Annotated in this window: 21 protein-coding genes and 1 other annotated feature; of the genes, 4 read left to right on the forward strand and 17 right to left on the reverse strand. The window is 37.7% G+C overall.

Going from position 1 to position 24118, the window contains the following annotated elements; all coding sequences use genetic code 11:
- Positions 1 to 24 precede the first annotated feature (24 nt).
- From NSS97_RS22360 to cymR, 4 genes are all read right to left on the reverse strand, one after another.
- On the reverse strand, positions 25 to 684 hold the full coding sequence (locus tag NSS97_RS22360; protein WP_341114052.1) for a tetratricopeptide repeat protein: 660 nt from the start codon (positions 682 to 684) through the stop codon (positions 25 to 27).
- 110 nt (positions 685 to 794) lie between these two features.
- Positions 795 to 1910: a tRNA 2-thiouridine(34) synthase MnmA gene (mnmA, locus tag NSS97_RS22365; protein ID WP_002088752.1), complete on the reverse strand. Its 1116-nt coding sequence runs from the start codon at positions 1908 to 1910 to the stop codon at positions 795 to 797.
- Positions 1911 to 1926: 16 nt separating this feature from the next.
- Entirely contained in the window at positions 1927 to 3072 is a 1146-nt protein-coding gene (locus NSS97_RS22370) for an IscS subfamily cysteine desulfurase (RefSeq protein ID WP_107887417.1), read from the reverse strand.
- A 35-nt stretch (positions 3073 to 3107) separates the two neighbouring features.
- The gene (gene cymR, locus NSS97_RS22375) at positions 3108 to 3524 is read right to left on the reverse strand and encodes a cysteine metabolism transcriptional regulator CymR (protein ID WP_000704117.1); all 417 of its coding nucleotides are present in this window, start codon (positions 3522 to 3524) and stop codon (positions 3108 to 3110) included.
- 394 nt (positions 3525 to 3918) lie between these two features.
- Here cymR and NSS97_RS22380 point away from each other — a divergent pair, with 394 nt between their 5' ends.
- Both NSS97_RS22380 and NSS97_RS22385 read left to right on the forward strand, forming a co-directional pair.
- Positions 3919 to 5205, forward strand: a complete 1287-nt coding sequence (locus NSS97_RS22380) for a replication-associated recombination protein A (protein ID WP_002067244.1) — start codon at positions 3919 to 3921, stop codon at positions 5203 to 5205.
- A gap of 37 nt (positions 5206 to 5242) precedes the next feature.
- Complete coding sequence (locus NSS97_RS22385) at positions 5243 to 5884, forward strand: RsfA family transcriptional regulator (RefSeq protein ID WP_107887416.1); 642 nt, start codon at positions 5243 to 5245, stop codon at positions 5882 to 5884.
- 156 nt (positions 5885 to 6040) lie between these two features.
- Here the strand turns inward: NSS97_RS22385 and NSS97_RS22390 are convergent, their stop codons facing one another.
- The 12 genes from NSS97_RS22390 to NSS97_RS22445 all read right to left on the reverse strand — a co-directional run bounded on the left by NSS97_RS22390 (position 6041) and on the right by NSS97_RS22445 (position 21165).
- Positions 6041 to 6808 (reverse strand): tRNA threonylcarbamoyladenosine dehydratase, encoded by a 768-nt coding sequence (locus tag NSS97_RS22390; protein WP_000903181.1) that lies wholly within the window; start codon positions 6806 to 6808, stop codon positions 6041 to 6043.
- A gap of 348 nt (positions 6809 to 7156) precedes the next feature.
- Positions 7157 to 8932 (reverse strand): aspartate--tRNA ligase, encoded by a 1776-nt coding sequence (gene aspS / locus NSS97_RS22395; RefSeq protein WP_107887415.1) that lies wholly within the window; start codon positions 8930 to 8932, stop codon positions 7157 to 7159.
- Between the two features lie 12 nt (positions 8933 to 8944).
- The gene (gene hisS / locus NSS97_RS22400) at positions 8945 to 10216 is read right to left on the reverse strand and encodes a histidine--tRNA ligase (RefSeq protein ID WP_012261743.1); all 1272 of its coding nucleotides are present in this window, start codon (positions 10214 to 10216) and stop codon (positions 8945 to 8947) included.
- Positions 10217 to 10285: 69 nt separating this feature from the next.
- Positions 10286 to 10516 (reverse strand) — a binding site (T-box leader).
- Positions 10517 to 10570: 54 nt separating this feature from the next.
- Positions 10571 to 10747, reverse strand: coding sequence for a hypothetical protein (locus NSS97_RS22405; RefSeq protein ID WP_002015300.1), 177 nt, complete (start codon positions 10745 to 10747; stop codon positions 10571 to 10573).
- 82 nt (positions 10748 to 10829) lie between these two features.
- Positions 10830 to 11162 carry a YrdB family protein gene (locus NSS97_RS22410; protein ID WP_002143224.1) on the reverse strand — a complete coding sequence of 111 codons (333 nt, stop codon included), beginning with the start codon at positions 11160 to 11162 and terminating at the stop codon, positions 10830 to 10832.
- A gap of 116 nt (positions 11163 to 11278) precedes the next feature.
- Positions 11279 to 11719: a D-tyrosyl-tRNA(Tyr) deacylase gene (locus tag NSS97_RS22415; RefSeq protein WP_002015302.1), complete on the reverse strand. Its 441-nt coding sequence runs from the start codon at positions 11717 to 11719 to the stop codon at positions 11279 to 11281.
- 17 nt (positions 11720 to 11736) lie between these two features.
- Positions 11737 to 13920 (reverse strand): GTP diphosphokinase, encoded by a 2184-nt coding sequence (gene relA, locus NSS97_RS22420; protein ID WP_002015304.1) that lies wholly within the window; start codon positions 13918 to 13920, stop codon positions 11737 to 11739.
- Between the two features lie 211 nt (positions 13921 to 14131).
- Positions 14132 to 14644 carry an adenine phosphoribosyltransferase gene (locus tag NSS97_RS22425; RefSeq protein ID WP_002015305.1) on the reverse strand — a complete coding sequence of 171 codons (513 nt, stop codon included), beginning with the start codon at positions 14642 to 14644 and terminating at the stop codon, positions 14132 to 14134.
- 65 nt (positions 14645 to 14709) lie between these two features.
- The gene (gene recJ, locus NSS97_RS22430) at positions 14710 to 17031 is read right to left on the reverse strand and encodes a single-stranded-DNA-specific exonuclease RecJ (protein WP_107887414.1); all 2322 of its coding nucleotides are present in this window, start codon (positions 17029 to 17031) and stop codon (positions 14710 to 14712) included.
- A 101-nt stretch (positions 17032 to 17132) separates the two neighbouring features.
- Positions 17133 to 18026: a cation diffusion facilitator family transporter gene (locus NSS97_RS22435; RefSeq protein ID WP_002015308.1), complete on the reverse strand. Its 894-nt coding sequence runs from the start codon at positions 18024 to 18026 to the stop codon at positions 17133 to 17135.
- 307 nt (positions 18027 to 18333) lie between these two features.
- Positions 18334 to 20598, reverse strand: a complete 2265-nt coding sequence (secDF, locus tag NSS97_RS22440) for a protein translocase subunit SecDF (RefSeq protein WP_088040184.1) — start codon at positions 20596 to 20598, stop codon at positions 18334 to 18336.
- Positions 20599 to 20880: 282 nt separating this feature from the next.
- Positions 20881 to 21165, reverse strand: coding sequence for a post-transcriptional regulator (locus NSS97_RS22445; RefSeq protein WP_002143227.1), 285 nt, complete (start codon positions 21163 to 21165; stop codon positions 20881 to 20883).
- A 186-nt stretch (positions 21166 to 21351) separates the two neighbouring features.
- Here NSS97_RS22445 and spoVB point away from each other — a divergent pair, with 186 nt between their 5' ends.
- Positions 21352 to 22911, forward strand: coding sequence for a stage V sporulation protein B (gene spoVB, locus NSS97_RS22450; RefSeq protein ID WP_002015313.1), 1560 nt, complete (start codon positions 21352 to 21354; stop codon positions 22909 to 22911).
- A gap of 29 nt (positions 22912 to 22940) precedes the next feature.
- On the opposite strand, the gene NSS97_RS22455 is transcribed toward spoVB, so the two are convergent.
- Positions 22941 to 23597: a DUF421 domain-containing protein gene (locus NSS97_RS22455; protein WP_199659380.1), complete on the reverse strand. Its 657-nt coding sequence runs from the start codon at positions 23595 to 23597 to the stop codon at positions 22941 to 22943.
- A gap of 103 nt (positions 23598 to 23700) precedes the next feature.
- Between NSS97_RS22455 and NSS97_RS22460 the strand changes: the two genes are divergently transcribed.
- A complete protein-coding gene (locus tag NSS97_RS22460; RefSeq protein ID WP_002165041.1) occupies positions 23701 to 24084 on the forward strand; it encodes a TIGR04086 family membrane protein in 384 nt (127 codons plus the stop codon).
- The last annotated feature ends 34 nt before the right edge of the window (positions 24085 to 24118 follow it).

A 24118-nucleotide genomic window follows, 5' to 3' on the forward strand; every position in this document is an offset into this window, starting at 1 on the left:
TGCGCATTAAACTATAATTTCACTTTATTCAGCTTCTTGCTCTAATAAACGAATACCATTACCAGCTAAAAAGTGGTCTGCTTGAATTTCAGTCGCTTTCTTAAATAAAGTAAGAGCTTTCTCGTTATTCTCCTCGAATACGTACGCAACACCTAAATTATAATACGCATCTGCATGCTCTTCATCCATTTCTAACACCTTTTCAAAATAAGGCTTTGCCTCTTGAATATGTTCTAGTCGTGCGAAGCAAATTCCGCATTGGAAAACAGCTTCTACATCGCCTTCATCTAATTCCGTCGCTCTTTGTAAAAATGGAAGTGCAAGACGATCATTTCCAAGTTGCACATGTGTGATACCTAACATAAATGTTACGTCAGCTGATTGTAATCCCACTTGCATCGCTTGTTCAAATACAGCCTTCGCCTCTGCAAATTGCTCTTGACCGTAATATACGTTTCCTAAGCCATAATAAGCAGCCGCAGATTTACCATCTAATTCTAATGCACGTTTATAAAATAAAATTGCTCGCTCACTATCACCTAATACATCTAATAAATTCGCAAAGTTAATGTATCCAAGCGCATCTTTCGGATTTTCTTCGATTGCTTCTGTGAAATTTTCAGCTGCTTCTTCCCAGTTTCCTTCTTGCATATATTTAATACCTGTTTCAAGTTTGTTTGACATATCCTTCACCTCTACAACAAATTATAACAAAGAATGTATTTTCCAAGCGAACAAAAATTCGCTTTATGTAAAAGAAACCTCTAACCGCTAATCGGCAGAGGCTTCTCGTGTTATCCTAAATAATCTAATTTCTTACCACTATGATATACTTCATCAATTGTAGCGCCGCCTAAGCACTCATCTCCATCATAGAAAACAACTGCTTGGCCTGGCGTAATCGCACGAATTGGCTCATCACAAAGAATACGAACTGTATTTTCATCAACGATTTGAACCGTTACTTTATTGTCGGCTTGACGATAACGGAATTTCGCTGTACACGTAAATTCTTTTTCCTTCGCTTTATTACTTACCCAGCCTACATTCGTAGCAATAACTTCATCACCATATAGAAGTTCGTTATGGAATCCTTGATCAACATATAAAATGTTTTCTTTCAAGTTTTTTCCCACAGCAAACCACGGATCACCATTACCACCAATACCAAGGCCATGACGTTGTCCAATTGTATAATACATTAAACCATCATGTTTCCCTTTCACTTCACCAGATAATGTTTGCATCACACCTGGTTGCGCCGGTAAATAGTTACTTAAGAAATCTTTAAAGTTACGCTCACCGATGAAGCAAATACCAGTACTATCTTTCTTCGCCGCTGTCGCTAAACCAGCTTCTGTCGCCATTTCGCGAATTTGTGGTTTCTTTAATTCACCTAATGGGAACATTGTTTTTGATAGTTGCTCTTGGCTTAATTGATTTAAGAAATATGTTTGATCTTTATTGTCATCAACGCCGCGAAGCATTTTATATTCGCCGTCCATATAAGCAACGCGTGCATAATGACCTGTTGCTACATAATCAGCACCAAGTGCAATTGCATGCTCTAAAAATGCTTTAAATTTAATTTCTTTGTTACACATTACATCTGGGTTTGGTGTACGACCAGCTCGGTACTCATCTAAAAAGTACGTGAATACTTTATCCCAGTATTGTTTTTCAAAGTTTACTGCATAATACGGAATGCCGATTTGGTTACACACTTCAATTACATCATTGTAATCTTCTGTTGCTGTGCAGACACCATTTGCATCTGTATCATCCCAGTTTTTCATAAAAATTCCGATTACATCATAACCCTGCTCTTTTAATAAAAGAGCTGCTACAGATGAATCGACGCCACCGGACATCCCGATGACAACGCGTGTTTCTTGAGGTAGTTTGTTCATCATGTCACCTCCCATGCTAATTTTGTGTTAATCGCTTCACGATTTTCACTGTTTCGTACGCCGCTTTTTCAATTTGCTCTTTCGTATTTCCAAGTCCGAAACTAAAGCGTACGGATGAACGTATTTGATCGGAGTCTTTTCCGAACATCGCCACTAATACATGTGATGGATCAATCGAACCAGCTGTACAAGCAGAACCACTTGATACTGCAATACCAGCTAAGTCTAGGTTTACAAGAAACGGTTCAATATTCATTCCTGTAAAACTTATATTAAACACATGTGGTAAGCGATATTCCAAGTCTCCGTTTACCTCGAAATGAATGTCCTCATTTTTGAAGACAGATACCATTATATCTTTAAACTCTTCATATTGGGCATTTTTTTGCTCACGAGTTTTTTCAGCTAGCGAAACTGCATGTTGAAGTCCAACAATACTAGGTACATTTTCAGTACCAGCACGACGTTTTCTTTCTTGCTCTCCGCCTATTAATAACGGTTCAAATTTCACATTTGCACCAGCATATAGGAACCCTACACCTTTTGGGCCGTTAATTTTGTGAGCGGAAATCGATAATAAATCAATACCAAACTCTTTCACATCTATTTCTATTAAACCGTAAGCTTGTACAGCATCTGTGTGGAAATAAGCTTGATGCTCTTTTAACAGCTTACCTATTTCCACAATTGGTTGTATTGTCCCTACTTCATTATTCCCGAACATAATAGATACAAGAATCGTCTCTTCCATTAGTGCCTTTTGTATGTCAGAAACTTGAACACGCCCTGTTTCATCAACAGGTAAATACGTCACTTCAAATCCTTCACGCTCTAACAATTCACACGTATGCAAAATCGCATGATGTTCAATTTGCGTTGTAATAATGTGGTTACCTTTATGACGATTCGCACGCGCTACACCTATAAGTGCTAAATTATCAGCTTCTGTACCACCGCTCGTGAATATAATTTCATTTGGACTCGCGTGAATGCTACGTGCACACACACGTCTCGCCTCATCTACCGCATGGCGCGTTTGACGCCCATAAAAGTGAATACTAGACGGGTTTCCAAATGTTTCTGTCATATATGGAATCATCTTTTCGACCACTTCTGGGTGAGTCGGAGATGTCGCAGCATGATCTAAGTAAATGCGTTCCATTAAATCTCCTTCTTTCCAAATCGTTTCACAAGGAATTAAATGTAAAACATATAGCCCCCGTGATTTTCTTCCTCATAACGTACTAAATCTTCTAAAGTTGTACTATCTAATACTTCTTGCACTGCATCACGAACACGCATCCATAATTGGCGTTGTGCTGGTTCTTCTTCTTCTATCATTTCTACAACACTAATTGGACCCTCTAGTACACGGATTACATCTCCAGCTGTAATGTTGACTGGCTGATCAGATAATACATATCCACCATATGCACCACGCGTACTCTTTACAAGACGAGCGTTACGAAGTGGTGAAATTAATTGCTCTAAGTAATGCTCAGATAGATCATGTGCCTGTGCAATTGATTTTAATGAAATTGGGCCTTCACCAAACTTTTTTGCAAGGTCGATCATAATTGTTAAGCCGTAGCGGCCTTTCGTTGAAATCTTCATCTATTTGCACCTCATTTCAAATTTTCACTTCTATTGGTTATATCTTATTTATCCCGCTATTTGCAGGCAGTAAAACTCCCACCTCAAAATTCGGCTGGAGCAAAGAAGTTAGGTGGGGGATGAACAAAACCCCCACTGATTAAAGTTTCACTTTATAAAAGAACACAATTTAAAATCCTATGAAATTATAGCATAATATAGTATTATAAGAAATTTCAACTTGTGTATCAAAATGATAACATAAAATCACATTGAAAAACTCGGAAATTATTACAATTGAAAGAAAAATAGGAATATTCATATTCATCTTCCCCACAAAACAGCATCCTATTTCAAATTTCATCAAAAAAAATGATACGATAGAATGAGATTATACATTAAGGGAGAGGGTCAAATGAAACAACCACTCGCACATCGAATGCGCCCTACAAATATTCAAGAAATTATCGGACAACAGCATTTAGTTGGTGAAGGTAAGATTTTATGGCGAATGGTCCAAGCAAATCATTTTCAATCAATGATTTTATACGGTCCTCCAGGCACAGGAAAAACATCAATCGCCAGCGCAATTGCAGGAAGTACTGGAACCCTGTTTCGCCTCTTAAACGCTGTTACTCATAATAAAAAAGATATGGAAGTTGTCGTACAAGAAGCGAAAATGCATCGGCACCTCGTTTTAATTTTGGATGAAGTTCATAGGCTAGATAAAGCGAAGCAAGACTTTCTATTACCCCATTTAGAAAGCGGACTTCTTACTTTAATTGGTGCAACGACAAGCAATCCGTTCCATGCTATTAATTCTGCTATTCGAAGTCGTTGTCAAATCTTCGAATTACACGCATTAACAGAAGATGATATTTTAATTGGCTTAAAACGAGCGCTTGAAGATAAAGAAAAAGGGCTTGGGGAATATGATGTAACTGTTACGGATGAGGCATTACATCACTTTGCAAATGCGTCAGGCGGAGATATGCGCTCAGCTTATAATGCACTTGAACTAGCTGTTTTATCTAGCTTTACAACTGACGACAAAGCCGCGGAAATCACACTTGAAATCGCAGAAGAATGCTTACAGAAAAAGAGTTTCGTTCACGACAAAGGTGGCGATGCTCACTATGACGTTTTATCTGCTTTTCAAAAATCAGTACGCGGAAGTGATGTGAACGCCGCACTTCATTATTTAGCACGTCTTATTGAAGCTGGTGACTTACAAAGCATCGGTAGACGTCTGCTTATTATGGCATATGAAGATATCGGACTTGCTAGCCCACAAGCTGGACAACGTACACTTGCAGCGATTGAATCAGCTGAACGGGTCGGCTTCCCAGAGGCACGCATACCACTTGCAAATGCTGTTATTGAACTTTGTCTATCACCGAAATCAAACTCGGCCTATAAAGCACTCGATGCCGCACTACACGATTTACGTAATGGCCAAACAGGCGATATTCCAAGTCATTTAAAAGATAGTCATTATAAAGGAGCCGAATCGTTAGGAAGAGGCATCGGATACTTATATCCACACGATCACCCAAACGGTTGGGTACAACAACAATACTTACCTGATAAAATTAAAAACAAGCAATATTATAAACCGAAAACGACAGGAAAATTTGAACAAGCACTTTCTACTGTTTATGAAAGATTACAAAGTTCGCATAAAACGAAGAATAAAGGGTAATATAAGCGAAAACGTCACCATTACGGAGGGTTCGCTTATGAAAACACGTCAAGATGCATGGACAAAAGAAGACGATCTCCTTTTAGCAGAAACTGTTTTACGACATATCCGCAGCGGAAGTACACAAATAAAAGCATTCGATGAAGTTGGTGATACATTAAACCGAACTTCAGCAGCTTGTGGCTTTAGATGGAATGCTGAAGTAAGACCATATTATGAAGATGCGGTGCAAATCGCAAAAAAACAACGTAAAGAATTAAAGCGTTCGGAAGCTAAAATAGAAAAAGAGCAGTTCACACAAACTCGGCAGCTCGTAATCGATGCCGAGTTTTCAGAAGATATTGCCCCAAATAAACAAGATCTTACAATGCAAAATGTCATCTCATTTTTGCAAAACTTGGAGCACAATAACCCTTCACTCGCAAAGTTACAAACTGAAAATGACGTATTACAAGATCAGCTCACTTCCCTGAAAAAAACGAATAATGAACTTGAAGCAAAATTAGCTGTTCTCACAAAAAAACAACAAGCAATCGAAGAAGATTATGCAATGCTTGTTAGAATTATGGATCGTGCTCGAAAACTTGTTTCAATCGAAGAACAAGAAGAGCAAATTGCTCCGATTTTCAAAACCGATCAAAATGGAAATTTAGATATTATATATTCTGCAGAAAACTAAAAACAGGGATGCCACTTTTTCAACTAAGTGACATCCCTGTTTATTTTCCCTTAGTGAAAAAGCACCACAGTAAATGAAATTATATTAACGATTCGACATCGACATTTCTTTAAAACATACAAAAAGCATATATCCTAAACGATATATGCTTCCTTTTTATTCTTGCCCTACACGCTTGACTTCTACGTTTTTAATACGCTCACGTACAACGTGACTTGCCATAATTAAACCAGCCACAGATGGTACGAACGCATTTGAAGAAGGTGGTAATTTCGCTTTACGAATTTTTGCATTTTCGTCTGGTACGATTTCTTTACGTACTTCTTCACGAATTACGATTGGGTTTTCGTCAGAGAAGACAACTTTTACACCTTTTTTAATACCATCTTTACGAAGCTTCGTACGAATTACTTTCGCAATTGGATCTGTATGTGTTTTAGAAATGTCCGCAATACGGAAACGAGTTGGGTCCATTTTATTTGCCGCACCCATACATGAGATAATTTTGATTTTACGACGTAAACATTGTTTAATTAAATGAATTTTGAACGTAATCGTATCAGATGCATCTACTACGAAATCTAAACCGTGTTTAAAGAACTCTTCATATGTTTCATCTGTATAAAACATCTCTAGTCCAATTACTTCACACTCTGGATTAATATCTGCAATACGCTCTTTCATTAATTCTACTTTTGAACGTCCTACAGTAGATACTAACGCGTGAATTTGACGGTTTACGTTTGTAATATCTACAACATCTTTGTCAACTAATACGAGACGTCCTACGCCAGAACGTGCTAACGCTTCTGCCGAAAATGATCCTACGCCGCCAATACCTAAAATACCGACTGTACTATTTTTTAATATTTCAAGGCCTTCTTTTCCAAAGGCTAATTCATTACGTGAAAATTGATGTAACATTCAGCTCTACACTCCTATTACAAAAATGGTCTACCATGTATTCTAGCGTTTTTCCGACTATTTGTATAGAAAAAGTTATAGAATCCTTAAAAATACATATTTTAAAAATGAAAACATAGTGTAAACCGGGCTTTTACTTCTTCCTAAATGCAAGTTTAAAAAGGAGGATTCAGATGGCCGAGCAGATCGAGGCACTCATGCTAGGAGGAGCACAGTGTAGCCTTACTACTCGAGCACCGGACTAGCATAAGCAACGATGAGATGCGACGGTTATCTGAACCGGACTTTTTAAACAACCTTTATAAAAAAAGCCTAGATGGGGTTAGTATAACCATCTAGACTCTATTCTTACTTCTCTTCTTTCAAGCTCAATTTTAAGCTTAGCTCTTCAAGCTGAGCTTCTGCAACTGGGCTTGGCGCTTCTGTTAATAAGCAGCTTGCGCTTGCTGTTTTCGGGAATGCAATTGTATCACGAAGGTTCGTACGACCTGCAAGTAACATAACAAGACGGTCTAAACCTAATGCGATTCCGCCGTGTGGTGGTGTACCGTATTCGAATGCTTCTAATAAGAATCCGAATTGTTCTTGTGCTTCTTCTTGTGAGAATCCAAGTGCTTTGAACATTTTTTCTTGTACGTCACGCTCGTAAATACGAAGTGATCCACCACCAAGCTCATAACCGTTTAATACAAGGTCATATGCTTGTGCACGTGCTTTTTCTGGTGCTGTTTCTAATAACTCAACGTCTTCACGGAATGGCATTGTGAATGGGTGGTGAGCTGCGAAGTAACGATCTGCATCTTCATCGTACTCAAGAAGTGGCCAATCAGTTACCCATAGGAAGTTAAATTTACTTTCGTCAATTAACTCAAGTTCTTTACCTAGACGTAAACGAAGTGCACCTATGCTATCTGCAACAACACTTTTCTTATCTGCTACGAATAGTAATAAGTCACCAACATCCGCTTCTAATGTACTCATTAACACGTTTGCCTCTTCTTCACCGAAGAATTTCGCAATCGGTCCTTTTAAGCCGTCTTCTTCAACTTTAAGCCAAGCTAGACCTTTTGCACCATATACTTTAGCGAATTCAGTTAATGCATCGATGTCTTTACGAGAGTATTTGCTCGCTGCACCTTTTGCGTTAATCGCTTTTACTTGTCCGCCGTTTTCTACAGCACTTGTAAATACTTTAAATCCACAACCTACTGCAAATTCAGATAGGTCTTTTAGTTCCATTTCAAAGCGTGTATCCGGCTTATCAGAACCAAAGCGAGCCATTGCATCAGCATATTTCATACGAGGGAATGGTGCACTAACTTCTACACCTTTTGCATCCTTCATGACTTTCGTCATCATACGCTCCATCATTTCTAAAATTTCATCTTGTGTTAAGAATGATGCCTCGATATCAATTTGCGTGAATTCCGGTTGACGGTCCGCACGTAAATCTTCGTCACGGAAACAACGTGCTACTTGATAGTAACGCTCAAATCCACCGACCATAAGAAGCTGTTTAAATAGCTGCGGAGATTGAGGTAATGCATAAAATTCACCATCATGCACACGGCTTGGTACTAAATAGTCGCGAGCTCCTTCTGGCGTGCTCTTCGTTAAAATTGGTGTTTCAACTTCTAAGAACTCTTCTGTATCTAAGAAGTTACGAATTGTTTTCGTTACGTCATGACGCATTTTGAATGTGTTGAACATTGCAGGACGACGTAAGTCTAAGTAACGATATTTTAAACGCACATCTTCTGATGCATCTGTATCATCAGCAATAATGATTGGCGTTGTTTTCGCTGCGTTTAATACATTTACTTTCGATGCTTGTACTTCAATACGACCAGTTGCCATATTATCATTAATTGCGCCTTCACCACGTTCAACAACAGTACCTTCTACGTGCAATACGTATTCGCTACGAATCGTTTCTGCTACTTCTAACGCTTCTTTTGATGTTTCTGGATTAAATACAACTTGTACGATACCTGTACGGTCACGTAAGTCGATAAAGATTAATCCGCCTAAATCACGGCGTTTTTGTACCCAGCCTTTTAATTGAACTGTTTGTCCAACCGCTTCTACTGTTACTTTTCCGCATGCATGTGTTCTTTCAGCCACTTTAAGTTCCCCCTATATTAATTTCTCTGCTACATATGAAGCAAATACATCTAACGCTACTTCTTCTTGTCCGCCTGTTGCCATATCTTTTAAGTTAATGATGCCTTTATCTAGCTCATCTTCCCCTAATACAGCTACGTATTTCGCATTTAAACGATCTGCAGATTTAAATTGTGCTTTCATTTTGCGATCTAAATAATCTTTTTCAACTGATAATCCAGCTTTACGAAGATCGAACGCAACTTTTGCAGCACGGTCTTTCGCTTTTTCACCAAGTGCTACAACGTAACAATCAATACTATGTTCAATTGGTAACTCAATATTTTCAGCCTTCAGCGCCATAATTAAACGCTCAATACTCATCGCAAAACCGATACCTGGCATTTCCGGTCCACCGATTTCTTGTACAAGTCCGTTATAACGGCCACCGCCACTTAATGTTGTGATAGCACCGAAACCTTCTGCCTCACTCATAATTTCAAAAACAGTGTGTTGGTAGTAGTCTAAACCACGTACTAAATTCGGATCTTTCTCAAATGGAACATCCATCATCGTTAGTAGTTCTTGTACTTTGTCGTAGTATACTGCTGAATCTTCGTTTAAGTATTCTGTAATAGATGGTGCCGTGCTCATTAATTCATGATTACGGTCCTTCTTACAGTCTAAAATACGAAGAGGGTTTTTTTCTAAGCGAGATTGGCAATCAGAACAGAATTCTCCGATGCGCGGCTCAAAGTGAGCAATTAACGCATCACGGTGCGCTTGACGACTCGCTGCATCACCTAAGCTATTTAATACAACTTTAATATTTTTCAATCCCATACCACGGTAAAACTCTACAGCAAGTGCAATTACTTCTGCATCAATTGCTGGATCGTTACTACCAATTGCTTCAATACCGAATTGTACGAATTGACGATAGCGACCTGCTTGTGGTCTTTCATAACGGAACATTTGGCCGATATAGTATAATTTTGTTGGTTGTGTTGCATCACCGAACATTTTGTTTTCAACGTAAGAACGTACAACAGGTGCAGTACCTTCTGGACGTAATGTTAAACTACGCTCTCCACGGTCTTGGAATGAATACATTTCTTTTTGTACGATATCTGTCGTATCACCAACACCACGTAAAAATAGCTCTGTATGCTCAAAAATTGGTGTACGAATTTCTTTATAATTGTAACGACGGCAAATGTCGCGCGCTTGCCCTTCGATATACTGCCATAACTCAACACTACCTGGAAGAATATCTTGCGTTCCGCGTGGGATTTGAATAGACATATTCAGTTCCTCCTCAAATTGTTTTAATCTTAATAAAAATAAAAAAACTCCCGCCTCTACTGTTTGAACAGTAGGGACGAGAGTATTATACCCGTGGTGCCACCCTAATTGAAGCACGTATGCTTCCACTTTTTTAATAACGCTTAAATTTGCGTTCATCTCTACTAAGCGTATAAGCCTTTCAAGTTGAAACCTACAGAGTGTCATTCAATCAGTCATCATGTAGAAATGTTTTCAGCCTAGGACATTTCTTCTCTTTCCATGTGTATCTCATTTACTCTCCTCTATCAACGGCTATATTCATATGTAAATATAAAATTACTATACGTTTGTTGAGTAGGATTGTCAAGTGCTCTAAGAGCGCTCAATTTGCTTCTTTAGGCGCTTTACATCTTGTAGTGAAATTCCAAACTCAGAAGCAAGCTCCATTGAAGTATTGTTTTGTTCTTTTGAAATAAAATCATGTAAATTTACGTTAAACAGTTGATTTGCACCATTTGTAACAGAATGCCCTTTTTCATTCATACGCATACGTATATCCCTCACATTCAATATGGTTGTTTTACTTTTTATTGTTCCATATTGATGAGATAGTTATACATAGCCGAAACAGTTATTGATTCCAAATAAACATAAGAATGCGATTAACAATAATAACGGTAGCCAATCCACTCGCAAGTAAAGGGTGCTTCAAATGATACAACGCTGCAACACCTACTCCAAACACGATAATTTCTAACAATACATGCAATATACCACGCACTTCCCACTCTGCGTATGGAGCTCCAAATAACCCCCATATAACAGCAACAACAATCGGAAGACTAATAGCCAGTGTAATTTTTACAACAGGTACTTCTCCTATTCGAAACCCCCAGTATCCAACAATCCCAAGAATGCATAACTCCAGCATAAAACGTAAAGCTATATTGAATTCTTGAAGCATGCTACACCTTCTTTTCCTTTTATTCCTCTTCAAATTAAATCCTATTGTAACTAAACAAAACATACCACAATGTATGAAAAAAGAGAGGACCTATAATCCTCTCTTCTTGGGCAACACTATTTACTTTCTACAATTAAGGTCACCGGACCATCATTGATTAAAGAAACATCCATCATTGCTCCGAACTGTCCTGTCTCCACATGCAGTCCTTGTTTACGAACTTCTTCATTAAAGAAATCATATAAATGTTCTGCATAATCAGGTTTCGCAGCATCCATAAAGTTTGGACGTCTTCCTTTACGGCAATCTCCGTATAATGTAAATTGCGAAATAGATAGAACTTGTCCCTTCATATCAAGTACAGAGTGGTTCATCTTTCCGCTCTCATCTTCAAAAATACGTAGGTTTGCAATTTTTTCTGCGATATAAGTTGCATCTTTTTCTGTATCTTCATGCGTAATGCCAACTAGTAATGTTAAACCGAATGGAATTTGTCCTACAATCTCGCCATCTACTGTGACAGACGCTTCCTTTGATCGTTGTAAAACAACTCTCATCTTTTCTACACTCCCTATTAATGCATCATGCGTCGTACGGCATAAATTTCTGGAACACGTTTAATGCGCTCTACTACTTTTTTCAAGTGTTGTAAGTTTCGAATAGAAATCGACATGTTAATCGTTGCCATCTTGTTACGATCACTTCTACCAGAAACAGCTGAGATATACGTCTTCGTTTCTGTAACAGCTTGTAATACTTCATTCAATAAACCACGACGATCATAGCCTGAAATTTCAATATCAACATTGTACTCAATTTCTTTTTCAGGACTACCTTCCCAATCTACTTCTAGTAAACGCTCCACCGCTTCTTCTGTATGCACATTGACGCAATCGCAACGGTGAATTGATACGCCTCGACCTTTCGTAATATACCCAACGATATCATCGCCTGGAACTGGGTTACAGCATTTTGATAAACGAATTAACAAATTATCTGCACCACTTACCTTTACACCAGAATCCCATTTTCGAATTTTCATCGGTTTACGAACTTCTTTAACTTCAACGATGTCTTCTTCTTCACGTTGTTTACGGAACTTGTCCGTTAGTCGCGTAACAATTTGCGCTGCTGTAATTCCGTTATATCCAACTGCTGCAAACATATCTTCTTCATTTGCAAAGTTAAACTTCTCAGCGACACGTTTTAAATTATCAAGCGCTAATACTTCTTTCATCTCATACTCTAAGCCACGCACTTCTTTTTCAACAAGTTCACGGCCTTTTTCAATATTTTCATCTCTACGTTGTTTCTTAAAGAATTGACGTATTTTATTTTTCGCATGAGATGTTTGAGCAAGCTTTACCCAATCTTGACTTGGACCATACGAATGTTTCGATGTTAAAATTTCAATGATGTCACCAGTTTTCAACTTATAATCAAGCGTCACCATTTTCCCATTTACTTTTGCACCAATTGTCTTGTTTCCAATTTCCGAATGGACACGATACGAAAAATCAATTGGAACAGAGCCAAGAGGTAATTCCATTACATCGCCTTTCGGTGTAAAGACAAATACCATATCAGAGAACAAATCAATTTTTAATGATTCCATAAACTCTTCTGCATTAGAAGCTTCATTTTGCCATTCTAATATTTGACGGAACCAAGTTAGTTTCTTCTCTAATGTACCCGTTGTTTCTGCTGCTTTACCTTCTTTATACGCCCAATGTGCCGCGATTCCGAATTCTGCAATCTCATGCATTTCTTTCGTACGAATTTGCACTTCTAGCGGATCACCTTTTGGTCCAATTACAGTCGTATGAAGAGATTGATATAAATTTGCTTTCGGCATTGCAATATAATCTTTAAAACGACCTGGCATTGGTTTCCAGCACGTATGAATAATTCCAAGCACCGCATAGCAATCTTTAATACTATTCACAACGACTCGTACAGCTAGTAAATCGTAAATTTCATTGAATTGTTTATTTTGCAATGCCATTTTACGATAAATACTGTAAATATGTTTTGGTCTTCCAGAAATCTCAGGTTGAATTGAAACCTCTTTTAATTTCTCGCGAATGCCAGTCATTACTTCATCTAAATATTCTTCACGCTCTGCACGTTTACGCTTCATTAAATTCACAATACGATAATATTGCTGCGGGTTTAAATAGCGAAGTGACGTATCCTCTAACTCCCATTTAATAGTACTAATTCCGAGTCTATGTGCTAAAGGTGCAAAGATTTCTAACGTTTCATTTGCAATGCGACGCTGCTTCTCTTGAGGCAAATGTTTCAATGTACGCATGTTATGAAGACGATCAGCTAGTTTAATTAAAATAACTCGAATATCTTGAGCCATTGCAATAAACATTTTGCGATGGTTTTCTGCTTGTTGCTGCTCATGGGATTTATATTTAATCTTTCCAAGCTTTGTAACACCATCGACAAGCATAGCGATTTCTTTATTAAATTCCCGTTCAATGTCTTCTAATGTAATTTCTGTATCTTCCACTACATCATGTAAGAAACCTGCCGATACTGTAGCCGGATCCATGTGTAAATCAACTAAAATACCTGCAACTTGAATTGGGTGAATAATATATGGTTCACCCGATTTTCTATATTGTTCGCTATGTGCATCACGCGCATATTCATAGGCACGTGCCACTAGCTCAATATCTCCATCCGCTAAATATTGACTTGCTTTCTCGAGTACCTGTTCAGCTGTTAGTACTTGCTCATTTGCCATCGAATCACCTTTTATTGAAAATTGACTTTATCTTTATTGAATAGAATAAATTATATTCTATCATTATAACCCAATGATTGTGAATTGTGAAAAGGAAAAGATTTTACTGACATTTCACCATGTTTTTTTGTGCAATTATACAAAAGTACCCGCTCCTCTCCAAGAGATTCACGGGTACTTTTTTATCACCGTAGTTTCACCTATATAATGATTAGTATTTTTCTAATACTAATACATCGTAACCATCTAACATTTTACGACCATCTAAGTAAGTAAGCTCTACTAAAAATGCAATTCCTGCTACAACTCCACCAAGTTCTTCAACTAGTTTAATTGTCGCTTCGATTGTTCCACCTGTAGCTAATAAGTCATCTGTAATTAATACACGTTGGCCTGGCTTAATTGCATCTTTATGGATTGTTAAAACATCCGTTCCATATTCTTTACCGTAGTCAACTGTAATTACTTCACGTGGTAATTTCCCTAATTTACGAACTGGTGCGAAACCTACTTCTAATGCATAAGAAACTGGGCAACCAATAATAAAACCACGCGCTTCTGGTCCTACTACAACATCAATGTCTCTTTTATTTGCATACTCAACGATTGCATCTGTTGCTGCTTTATATGCTTTTCCGTCGTTCATTAAAGGTGTAATGTCTTTAAACACAATACCTTCTTTCGGATAATCTGGTACAATTGCGATATGTTGCTTGAAATCCATATTTCTGAATCCTCCTCAGATATAAAAGGTTTGTAAATACAAATCCTTTACCCTAACTGTTCTACTTATTTATGATCACGAATCGTTTCAAACCATGTATATAGTTGCTGATATGTGCTATAAACCAATTCTTTCTCTAATTGTAAGTGGTTCATTTTCTCACGATATGTGTTCGATTCAATTAAATCACGCTTTTGTTTTTTGTCTGCCATAAAAATGACACCGTCTTTTATTGTAACAAATTCTAACTCAAAAAACACCTGTGTCATGAAATTTACTGTATCTTTTGACCAACCTTTATGACGACACAGTTGTTCCCCATATTGCCTTAAAGAAAATGGTGTTTTTTGGCTTAAGAAAGAATAGTACCATTTAAAATGTTCCCTCGTTGGGACCGTACTAAATAAATGATTATTCTCTTGATAAAATAGCGTGTAAATTCGAGCTGGGAATCCAGCCTTAAATACATCACCTAATTCATCTGTTCCTTTCGGCAAATCAAGTAGCACAATGTATTGATCATCAAAATGAGCTACCTCTGATGCATGCACGAGCTGTTCTTTATAGCCTTCTAAAGAAAATTTATTCAATACCTCTTCAGAAAAATACACCATTGTTATTTTTTCTTTCGGAAGTTCTGCTAAATTTGCTTCTACATTACGCATACTACGCCAGTCAAATAATTGCCATGCCTCTACAGCAATATCTTGCACCATTAATTGCGGCTTTTTAAAGTTATTCCATTCATTAATGGACACTTCTCCTACTACAGAAACCTTCGCAACTGGAGAGATTTCTTTCGCATAAGTACCAAATCCAAATCCAATCGTGTCCAGTGTTGCTTGTCCATCACGAAGAGCCATTTTTAAATGCGAACCATCAGATCCAATTGCACGGATACTTTCTAAGTCGGCATCTTTCACCGCAATACGCGGTTTCGGATTTCCTACGCCAAATGGCGCTAACTTTTGCATATCCTCAATCGCGGCAAGCGTTACATCCTCTACTTTACAAAATGCATCCACTGCTGTAATCGGAATAAAATCTTCTGCTGTTAAAATTACATCTGCTTGCTCATTTAACCTGCGTCTTAATTCATCCACATCATTCATATTAAGCGTCATTCCCGCTGCCATCGGATGACCTCCGAAATGCGGTAACAATTCACGGCAATCTGAAAGGTTTGCAAACAAATCAAATCCTGCAATACTACGAGCCGATCCCTTTGCTGTTTCTTTATGAGGATCAATGCTTAATACAATCGTTGGACGATAAAAACGTTCAACTAACTTAGAAGCGACAATTCCAATTACCCCTGGATTCCAACCTTCTTTTGCAAGGACTAATACTTTATTTTCTTCTGGCGGGAAATTATTTTCGACTTCAGCGATAGCTTCTTCAGTAATTTGCTTTACAATATCTTTTCGAAGTTTGTTCAGCTCATCAATTTCTTCAGCTAGCTCTTTCGCTTCCTCTGGATCTTCTGATAATAAAAGGTGTACAGCAGGTGTTGCATCTTCCAAACGACCAACTGCATTAATACGAGGTGCGAGTGCGAACCCGATGCTTTCTTCTGTAATTTCGCTTTGCGAAACGTTAGCAACTTTAAATAACGCCTTTAAACCGATATTCCGAGTCATTCGCATATGCTTCAGTCCACGCTGTACTAACAATCTATTTTCACCATGAAGCGATACTAAATCGGCTACCGTACCGATTACTGCAATTTCCAACAAATGCTCTGGCACACGGCCCAAAAGTGCATGTGCAACTTTAAATGCAACACCAACACCCGCTAAATAATGAAACGGATAAACACCGCCTTCTAATTTCGGGTGAATAATCGCAAGTGCCTCTGGTAATTCTGGTGGTGGCTCATGATGATCTGTAATAATAAGATCTATTCCAAGTTCCTTCGCTACCTTCGCTTCATGTACCGCTGCGATACCAGTATCGACAGTAATAATTAGTGAGAACCCTGCACTGTGCGCCCAACGAAACGCTCCTTCATTTGGCCCATAGCCTTCAGTAAAACGATTTGGAATATAAAACTCTACTTCTGCACCTAATTCTTTGAGAGCAAGATATAACACAGTCGTACTACTTACTCCGTCCGCATCGTAATCACCAAATATTAATATTTGTTCTCCATTTTCAATAGCTTTTTTCACACGTTCTACAGTCCGATCCATTCCTTCAAGTAAAAATGGATCATGAAATTCTTGATCTGCTGTATTTAAAAAGTCTACAATCTTATCTTCTGTATTTAAGCCTCTGCCAAGAAATAATGAAGTCACAAGAGGTGATAGTTGCAATTTATTTGCTAATTCACTCACTAGTTCCTCATTATATTCTTTTTCTTTCCAACGCGTCTTCGGTTGTAACACGAAATCACCCCTTAACCTATCCATTATACAAGACAGATTAAGGGGTGACAATATAATGCAAACTACGATTCGATATCTATATAATTAAATATCCGTTATGTTTAATTTGGAGAATACGGATTAATATGTACAAAAACGTTTTGTACGTTATCTTGTTTCATAAGCTTTTCTTTTACATGTTTTCCGATGCGGTGACCTTCTTCTACAGTGATATATGGGTCTACAGATACTTTAATATCGACAATAACATAGTGGCCATGTTCTCTTGCATATAAAGAGCCAATTTTTTTCACACCTTCCACTTGAAAAACTGCCTCCCTAAGCGGAACAACATCTTCTTCATGCAGAACATGATCGAGCGTTGCATGAATAGCTTCTGCTCCAATACTCCACGCCATCTTAGCAACGAGAATTGAGACAAATAATCCTGCAATTGGATCGGCATATACAAGCCAATCTATACCTAACTTACCACCGATAATAGCTGCACAAATGCCGATTAAAGCTGCAATTGAAGAAAACACATCCGAACGGTGCTCATATGCATTTGCAATAATTGCATCACTATTTATCCTCTTCCCTAATCGATATTTATACTGAAACATCCCTTCTTTCACTACAATCGAAAGAATAACTGCAAAAATCGTAATTCCTTTTGGTGGTTCCAAATCTTGTGAAAAAGCTTTTATAGACGAAATCGCTATCTCTATTCCAACAATAAATAATAATACCGCAACAATAATCGCTGAAATCGATTCCGCTTTACCATGACCATACGGATGATCTTCATCAGGCGGTTGCTTTGCCGCTCGTAATCCAAAAAGTACAGCTAACGAGCCAATTACATCTGATCCAGAATGCACCGCATCCGCTAAAAGTGCCTTACTGTTTCCAATATAACCAATTACCGCTTTTACAATCGCTAATATAATATTACCAACGATTCCGACAATAGCACCAAACTCGGCCTGTTTAAAACGTTCATCTTTTTCCATAATTGAAATCCCTTCTTTTCTTAACCTATCTTTTTATCCCGCTATTTGTGGGCAGTAAGCCCCCCACCTCAAAATCCGGCAAATACAAGGAAGTTAGGTGGGAGATCAACTGCCCGTAAAAGCCCGATTGGTGAGGGCTAATAATAAGTGGGGATGAACAAAACCCCCACTTATTAAAGTTTCACTTTATTTTAACAAAATCAGCGATAACATCACCACTTTATTCCATTTCATTCTTTCAAAAGTTGCTATCTTATTGTATCCACAAACGAAAAAAGAGATGCCTCATAATGAGACATCATCTTTTTTATACTTGCGGTTCAGGTTCTTCTTTCTCAACCTTCTTCTTGTTTTTTCCCCTTTTCAAACGACGGTTTTCAAGCATTAACCAAATTTGAGAAGCCACGAAAATAGAAGAGTACGTACCTACAACTAATCCAATTAATAATGCAAGTGAGAAGTTACGCAGTGATTCACTACCAAAAATAAGTAGTGCGATTACTGGGAATAACACTGTTAACACTGTATTAATTGAACGACCAATTGTTTGACGAATACTTGAGTTTACGATTTCTTCTAGGTCTTTTATGTCGCGAACTCGTTTTTTCTGTTTGTATAACTCACGGTTTCTATCAAACGTAACGATTGAGTCATTGATAGAGTAACCAATAATCGTTAATATCGCAGCGATAAACGTTAAGTCTACCTCTATCTGGAAAAGACTAAACATAACAATCATAACGAATGCATCATGTAATAATGCGATTACCGCAGATAATGCATATGTGAAGCGGAAACGAATACTTACGTATAAGATGATAACCAATGAAGCTATCAGAACCGCGATGAATGCATTTCGTGCAATCTCTTTACCGATTGTCGGCGAAACTGTACTTACGTTTGGCTCTGTACCGTATTTATCGTTAAAGAATGTTTTTGTTTTCGCAATTTCATCTTTCGATAAAACGCCTAACGTACGAACAGCGAAACCTTTATTGTCATCTCCGGTCGGTACAATATCTTCTTCCTTCACATCGATGTTCAATTCTTTCAAATCTTTATGAATATTAGAAACAGTAGTTGCTTGTTTTGATTGCAAGTCAATACGTGTACCACTTGCAAAGTCAATACCAAGATTCATTTTGAAAATCGGTAATATAATTGCCCCAGCAATTACAACTACAATTGAGAATAAGAAAAATTTATGACCGATATTTACGAAATTAATACGATCAAATCTCGTCGGTGGATGTACTGCACCTTTTGTTAATGGAATAATATCCTTTTCCTTAACACCAAAGTAAGATAGTTTCTTATCAAAGTAACGGCTCTTTACAAGTAAACCTAGTAAGAAACGAGTACCGAATACGTTCGTAATGAAACCAACTAAAATACTTACGATTAAACTTGTTGCGAATCCTTTTACAGAGCTATTACCGTAAGCGAATAATACACCAGCTGCTGCAATTGTTGTAATGTTCGCATCTAAAATTGTCGATAATGAACGATGGTTACCAGCACGGAATGCTGACATCATCGACTTACCAATTTTAAGCTCTTCCTTCAATCTCTCGTACGTAATGATATTCGCATCAACTGCGATACCAACCCCGAGCACTAATGCCGCAATACCCGGTAACGTAAGAACTGCATGCATCCAGTTAAAGACAAGTAATGTAACGAAAATGTATAAACCTAACATAATAACCGCTACAAGTCCTGGTAAACGGTAGAATACAAGCATGAATAAGAAGATAATAGCAATACCAATCGCACTAGCGAAAATCGTTTGCTCTAATGCTTGTTGACCAAATTTCGCTCCAACAGATGTTGAATACATTTCTTTTAAATCAACAGGAAGTGCACCTGCATTTAATAAAGATGAAAGTTCTTTCGCACTTTCAACTGTAAAGTTTCCACCTACGATAGATACTTCAGCTTGGTTAAATACTTGGCTTACTGTTGCTGCTGATAAAAACTTCGGATTCGGTTTTGCTGATTCTGCTTTATATGAATCTTTTCCTTCTTCAAAATCAAGCCAAATTACCATTAAATTCGTTGGTGGTGGCATTTTTGAAATCTTTTCAGTTACTTCACGGAATTTTTCAGCGCTTTTTAGTGTAAGACCTACGCTCGCACGGCCTTGCTCATCAAATGTTTGCTTCGCTCCGCCGCCTTTTAAATCCGCTCCGTCCATAAGCAGGTTATCATCCACATCACGGAATGTTAGTTTCGCTTGTGTTGATAACATTTCACGTGCTTTTTGCTGATCTTGTACACCAGCAAGCTGTACACGAATTCGATCTTCCCCTTCGATTTGAATGTTCGGCTCACTTACACCAAGAACATTGACACGATTTTCAAGAGCACCTACTGTACTTACAAGTGCATCACGATCGATTTTATCACCTTTTTTGGCTGGTTTTACTTCATACAGAATTTCAAAACCACCGCGAAGGTCTAGTCCTAGACTAATTCCTTTTGCTATGTCTTTTCCTGCCGCACCAATTACTCCACCAATTAATAAAACGATGAGGAAAAAGGCGGCAATTCTTGTACCACGCTTTGCCATATGTACCCTCTTTCTGCTACTAACACTTTCAATAAATCTCTTACGATTCATTTTCGCACGTGTGCATACGCCTAGTTAGTAGACTTACTTTCTATAAAATACATGTATTTCCGCTAGTTCATCACTAGCTGTGTCGGTAAGCTTTTCACAATACCTACACTATTCATTATTTATTTTTTCTCTTCACTACCTCCTTTATATATAATCTTAGACATAATTAATTCCTCTTTATCAATACCTATCATTATACTGCAAAAGGAAGAACAAACCAATTACAGTCGGTTATTTATTTTCATATTCATCAAACGACCAAAGTGGCGCCTGATATGCTTCAACAGTTAAATAATTCATATATTCATTAGTACTTACTCTTAATACATCATTTACTAATGCATACAACCTAACATCACTGTCTATCTTTTTCCACTTTTTCACCTTGAGAAACTTCCAAATATCATTATCTGTCACTCGGTCATAGCCAAACATGTGAAACTCTTCTACTTTACTTTCTAAAACGACTTGTAACTGTCCGCGGTATGATTCTACCAAAGCCTCATTATCCAACATATATAACATCTCCTTCTTATTTCAGCACAAAAAGTCGCTTTTAATCCCGCTCTAATGGACAGTAATAACTTCTTTCAAGAGTACCATTCATACTTCACTCTCTTAAATGCTTGTCATTCTTGTCTCATACGTGCATATAAATTATTGTAAATCATTCCATTGATTTTGAGAAGGTAGGAGAAGAGTATGACGAGACAAAGCTTTTTAAAAGGCGCATTTATTTTAATGATAGCCGGTTTTATTACAAAAATCCTTGGATTTATTAACCGCATTGTAATGGCACGTATTTTAGGCGAAGAAGGCGTTGGCCTTTATATGATGGCTGTCCCCACCTTCATTTTAGCAATTACATTAACACAAATTGGCCTTCCTGTTGCAATCGCAAAATTTGTAGCAGAAGCGGAAGCAGTGAACGATAAGCAAAGGGTTAAAAAAATATTAACTGTCTCGCTAGCCGTTACATCCATTATTAGCATCATTTTAACAATTGGGATTATGCTACTCACACCTATTTTAGCAAAAACATTATTAACAGATGAAAGAACTTACTATCCATTAATGGCTATTTTACCTGTCGTCCCTGTTATTGCAGTTTCTTCCGTTTTACGTGGTTATTTCCAAGGGAAACAAAACATGAAGCCGAGCGCTTACGCTCAAGTCATAGAACAAGTTGTCCGCATTACAATTATTGCTGTATGCATTCGGTTATTTTTACCTTACGGCGTAGAATATGCTGCAGCCGGTGCCATGCTATCAGCTGTTCTTGGCGAAGTTGCATCTTTATTATTTTTACTTACTTTATTCCAACGCGAAAAACATTTATCTATACGCTCTGGATTTTTCACTACTGTAAAGGAGAGCAAAAATACGTTTTATTCCCTTATGGACATTGCTTTACCAACTACAGGAAGCCGTTTAATTGGTTCCGTTTCTTATTTCTTTGAACCTATCGTCGTTATGCAAAGCTTAGCGATCGCCGGCGTTGCTGCTTCTGTCGCAACTCAGCAATACGGTATATTAAACGGATATGCGTTCCCGCTTCTATCACTGCCAGCCTTTATTACATACGCTCTTTCTACAGCACTCGTCCCATCAATTAGCGAGGCAATGGCAAAGAGACAACACAAATTAGTAGAACACCGATTACAACAAGCACTTCGAATTTCCTTAATAACCGGCGGATGGTCAGTCGTTATATTATATGTATTTGCTTCTCCAGTTTTAACTCTCATGTACGGATCAGACAACGCGGCCGCATTCATCCAGCTTCTTGCACCTTGCTTTTTATTTCATTATTTTCAAAGCCCCCTTACGTCTGTCTTGCAAGCTTTAAACTTAGCACGCGCTGCTATGATGAACACATTCATTGGCGCTATCGTAAAATTAATCGTTATCTTTGTACTCGCTTCACGTCCAGAGTTCCAAATGATGGGGGTTGCCCTCGCCATCGCAGCAAATATAGTAACCGTAACATTCCTTCACTACGCCACTGTTTTAAAGAAAATTGCATTTACCATTTATGCAAAAGACTATATTTTCGGCGGAATTGCTATCGGGATTGCTGGTACCTTCGGTTTTTATCTTCATAAGTATATCGTTTTTTCTCATTCACTTGGCATACAAACATTATGGGAAATCACTTTAACAACAATCGTTTATATCGTTCTCCTCTTCGTTTTCAAACTCATTCGAAAAGAAGAATTAAGTCGTCTCCCTATCATTCGGAAACTTTCATTTTTGAAGTAAGCGGGCTTGCCATTCAAAATGGTAAGCCTCTAATTTTCTTTCAAATCAACAAAAAATTGTCCATTTTGAAAACTACAATATACAATCTGTTTCACATCTTTATAACCTAAGTTATTCAATTTCTCAACGAGCCACTCATTTGTATGTTCGATCATTTGCAAATGATTGTATTGAATTTCTCCATCAATAATTAGTGGGAGTGTAAAAATTGGTGTATCATTTTTGCTCTTTTTACTTTTTTGTTTTTGAAAGACAGATAACTTTCCAGATGGTTCTAAAATAGCGTATTCTACATCACGCACATCTCCGATTCCTTGCTCACGTAGTTGCATCAATAAATCATCTATGTTATATCGCTGCTTCCGCATCTTTTTTTCATCAATTTTACCTGCATTCACAAGAATCGCAGGCTCCCCTTCTATTAAATGCCGAAAACGCTGGAACTTTAAAGAAATGACCGACAAAATGATTTGTATACACATAAGAAAAGTCATTGGAACTAATTGATGCCAAAGTGATTTATCTGTATTTTCGATTGCCACTACAGCCATTTCACCGAGCATAATGAATACAACCAAATCTAATACACTTAATTCTCCAATTTCACGTTTACCCATCAGACGAAAAATAATTAAAATGATTATATACAAAAGCATTGTTCGTCCGATTATTGATACCCATTCCATTTCTACATCCCCTTTTTTTACTTATAGGCTCCCCTACAAAAAAGAAACTAGTCTAACTTAAACAAAATGAAAATATGCTTGTATTAAAAAGGGGGAATGCATAATGGATGGAACGAAAAAATTATCGAGCGCAATCGGCTTCGGTATTATTACCCTATTAATCCTCGCATCTATTACAAGTATGATCATGGCTCTTTTATTAAAATTTACGAATATTAACGAAGGGACATTAGTAATTATTATTTTTATAATAGCCCTTCTATCTATGCTTATGTCTGGATTTATTGCTGGTAAAAAGGCACAAGGAAAAGGATGGCTAGTAGGTTTCACAACAGGCCTTACATTCGCTCTTCTCGTCTTTCTCGTTAACTATTTAGGCTTCTCTCAAACTTTATCGAACTCACAGTTACTCTACCAATTAGCATTAATGGGTGCGAGTACACTCGGAGGTATTTTCGGTGTAAATATGTCAAAACAAAATAGTTAAAAAAAGGCCCTGCACATTTCATGCAGGGCCTTCA

The organism is Bacillus sp. FSL R12-0074 (assembly GCF_038005725.1).
Classification (GTDB): domain Bacteria; phylum Bacillota; class Bacilli; order Bacillales; family Bacillaceae_G; genus Bacillus_A; species Bacillus_A mycoides.

What these genes read in the sequence shown, in the direction of transcription:
- NSS97_RS22360 (WP_341114052.1), bottom strand. Translation starts at nt 684, where the DNA reads ATGTCAAACAAACTTGAAACAGGTATTAAATATATGCAAGAAGGAAAC.
- mnmA (WP_002088752.1), bottom strand. Translation starts at nt 1,910, where the DNA reads ATGAACAAACTACCTCAAGAAACACGCGTTGTCATCGGGATGTCCGGT.
- NSS97_RS22370 (WP_107887417.1), bottom strand. Translation starts at nt 3,072, where the DNA reads ATGGAACGCATTTACTTAGATCATGCTGCGACATCTCCGACTCACCCA.
- cymR (WP_000704117.1), bottom strand. Translation starts at nt 3,524, where the DNA reads ATGAAGATTTCAACGAAAGGCCGCTACGGCTTAACAATTATGATCGAC.
- NSS97_RS22380 (WP_002067244.1), top strand. Translation starts at nt 3,919, where the DNA reads ATGAAACAACCACTCGCACATCGAATGCGCCCTACAAATATTCAAGAA.
- NSS97_RS22385 (WP_107887416.1), top strand. Translation starts at nt 5,243, where the DNA reads ATGAAAACACGTCAAGATGCATGGACAAAAGAAGACGATCTCCTTTTA.
- NSS97_RS22390 (WP_000903181.1), bottom strand. Translation starts at nt 6,808, where the DNA reads ATGTTACATCAATTTTCACGTAATGAATTAGCCTTTGGAAAAGAAGGC.
- hisS (WP_012261743.1), bottom strand. Translation starts at nt 10,216, where the DNA reads ATGTCTATTCAAATCCCACGCGGAACGCAAGATATTCTTCCAGGTAGT.
- NSS97_RS22405 (WP_002015300.1), bottom strand. Translation starts at nt 10,747, where the DNA reads ATGCGTATGAATGAAAAAGGGCATTCTGTTACAAATGGTGCAAATCAA.
- NSS97_RS22410 (WP_002143224.1), bottom strand. Translation starts at nt 11,162, where the DNA reads ATGCTTCAAGAATTCAATATAGCTTTACGTTTTATGCTGGAGTTATGC.
- NSS97_RS22415 (WP_002015302.1), bottom strand. Translation starts at nt 11,719, where the DNA reads ATGAGAGTTGTTTTACAACGATCAAAGGAAGCGTCTGTCACAGTAGAT.
- relA (WP_002015304.1), bottom strand. Translation starts at nt 13,920, where the DNA reads ATGGCAAATGAGCAAGTACTAACAGCTGAACAGGTACTCGAGAAAGCA.
- NSS97_RS22425 (WP_002015305.1), bottom strand. Translation starts at nt 14,644, where the DNA reads ATGGATTTCAAGCAACATATCGCAATTGTACCAGATTATCCGAAAGAA.
- NSS97_RS22435 (WP_002015308.1), bottom strand. Translation starts at nt 18,026, where the DNA reads ATGGAAAAAGATGAACGTTTTAAACAGGCCGAGTTTGGTGCTATTGTC.
- secDF (WP_088040184.1), bottom strand. Translation starts at nt 20,598, where the DNA reads ATGGCAAAGCGTGGTACAAGAATTGCCGCCTTTTTCCTCATCGTTTTA.
- NSS97_RS22445 (WP_002143227.1), bottom strand. Translation starts at nt 21,165, where the DNA reads ATGTTGGATAATGAGGCTTTGGTAGAATCATACCGCGGACAGTTACAA.
- spoVB (WP_002015313.1), top strand. Translation starts at nt 21,352, where the DNA reads ATGACGAGACAAAGCTTTTTAAAAGGCGCATTTATTTTAATGATAGCC.
- NSS97_RS22455 (WP_199659380.1), bottom strand. Translation starts at nt 23,597, where the DNA reads ATGGAATGGGTATCAATAATCGGACGAACAATGCTTTTGTATATAATC.
- NSS97_RS22460 (WP_002165041.1), top strand. Translation starts at nt 23,701, where the DNA reads ATGGATGGAACGAAAAAATTATCGAGCGCAATCGGCTTCGGTATTATT.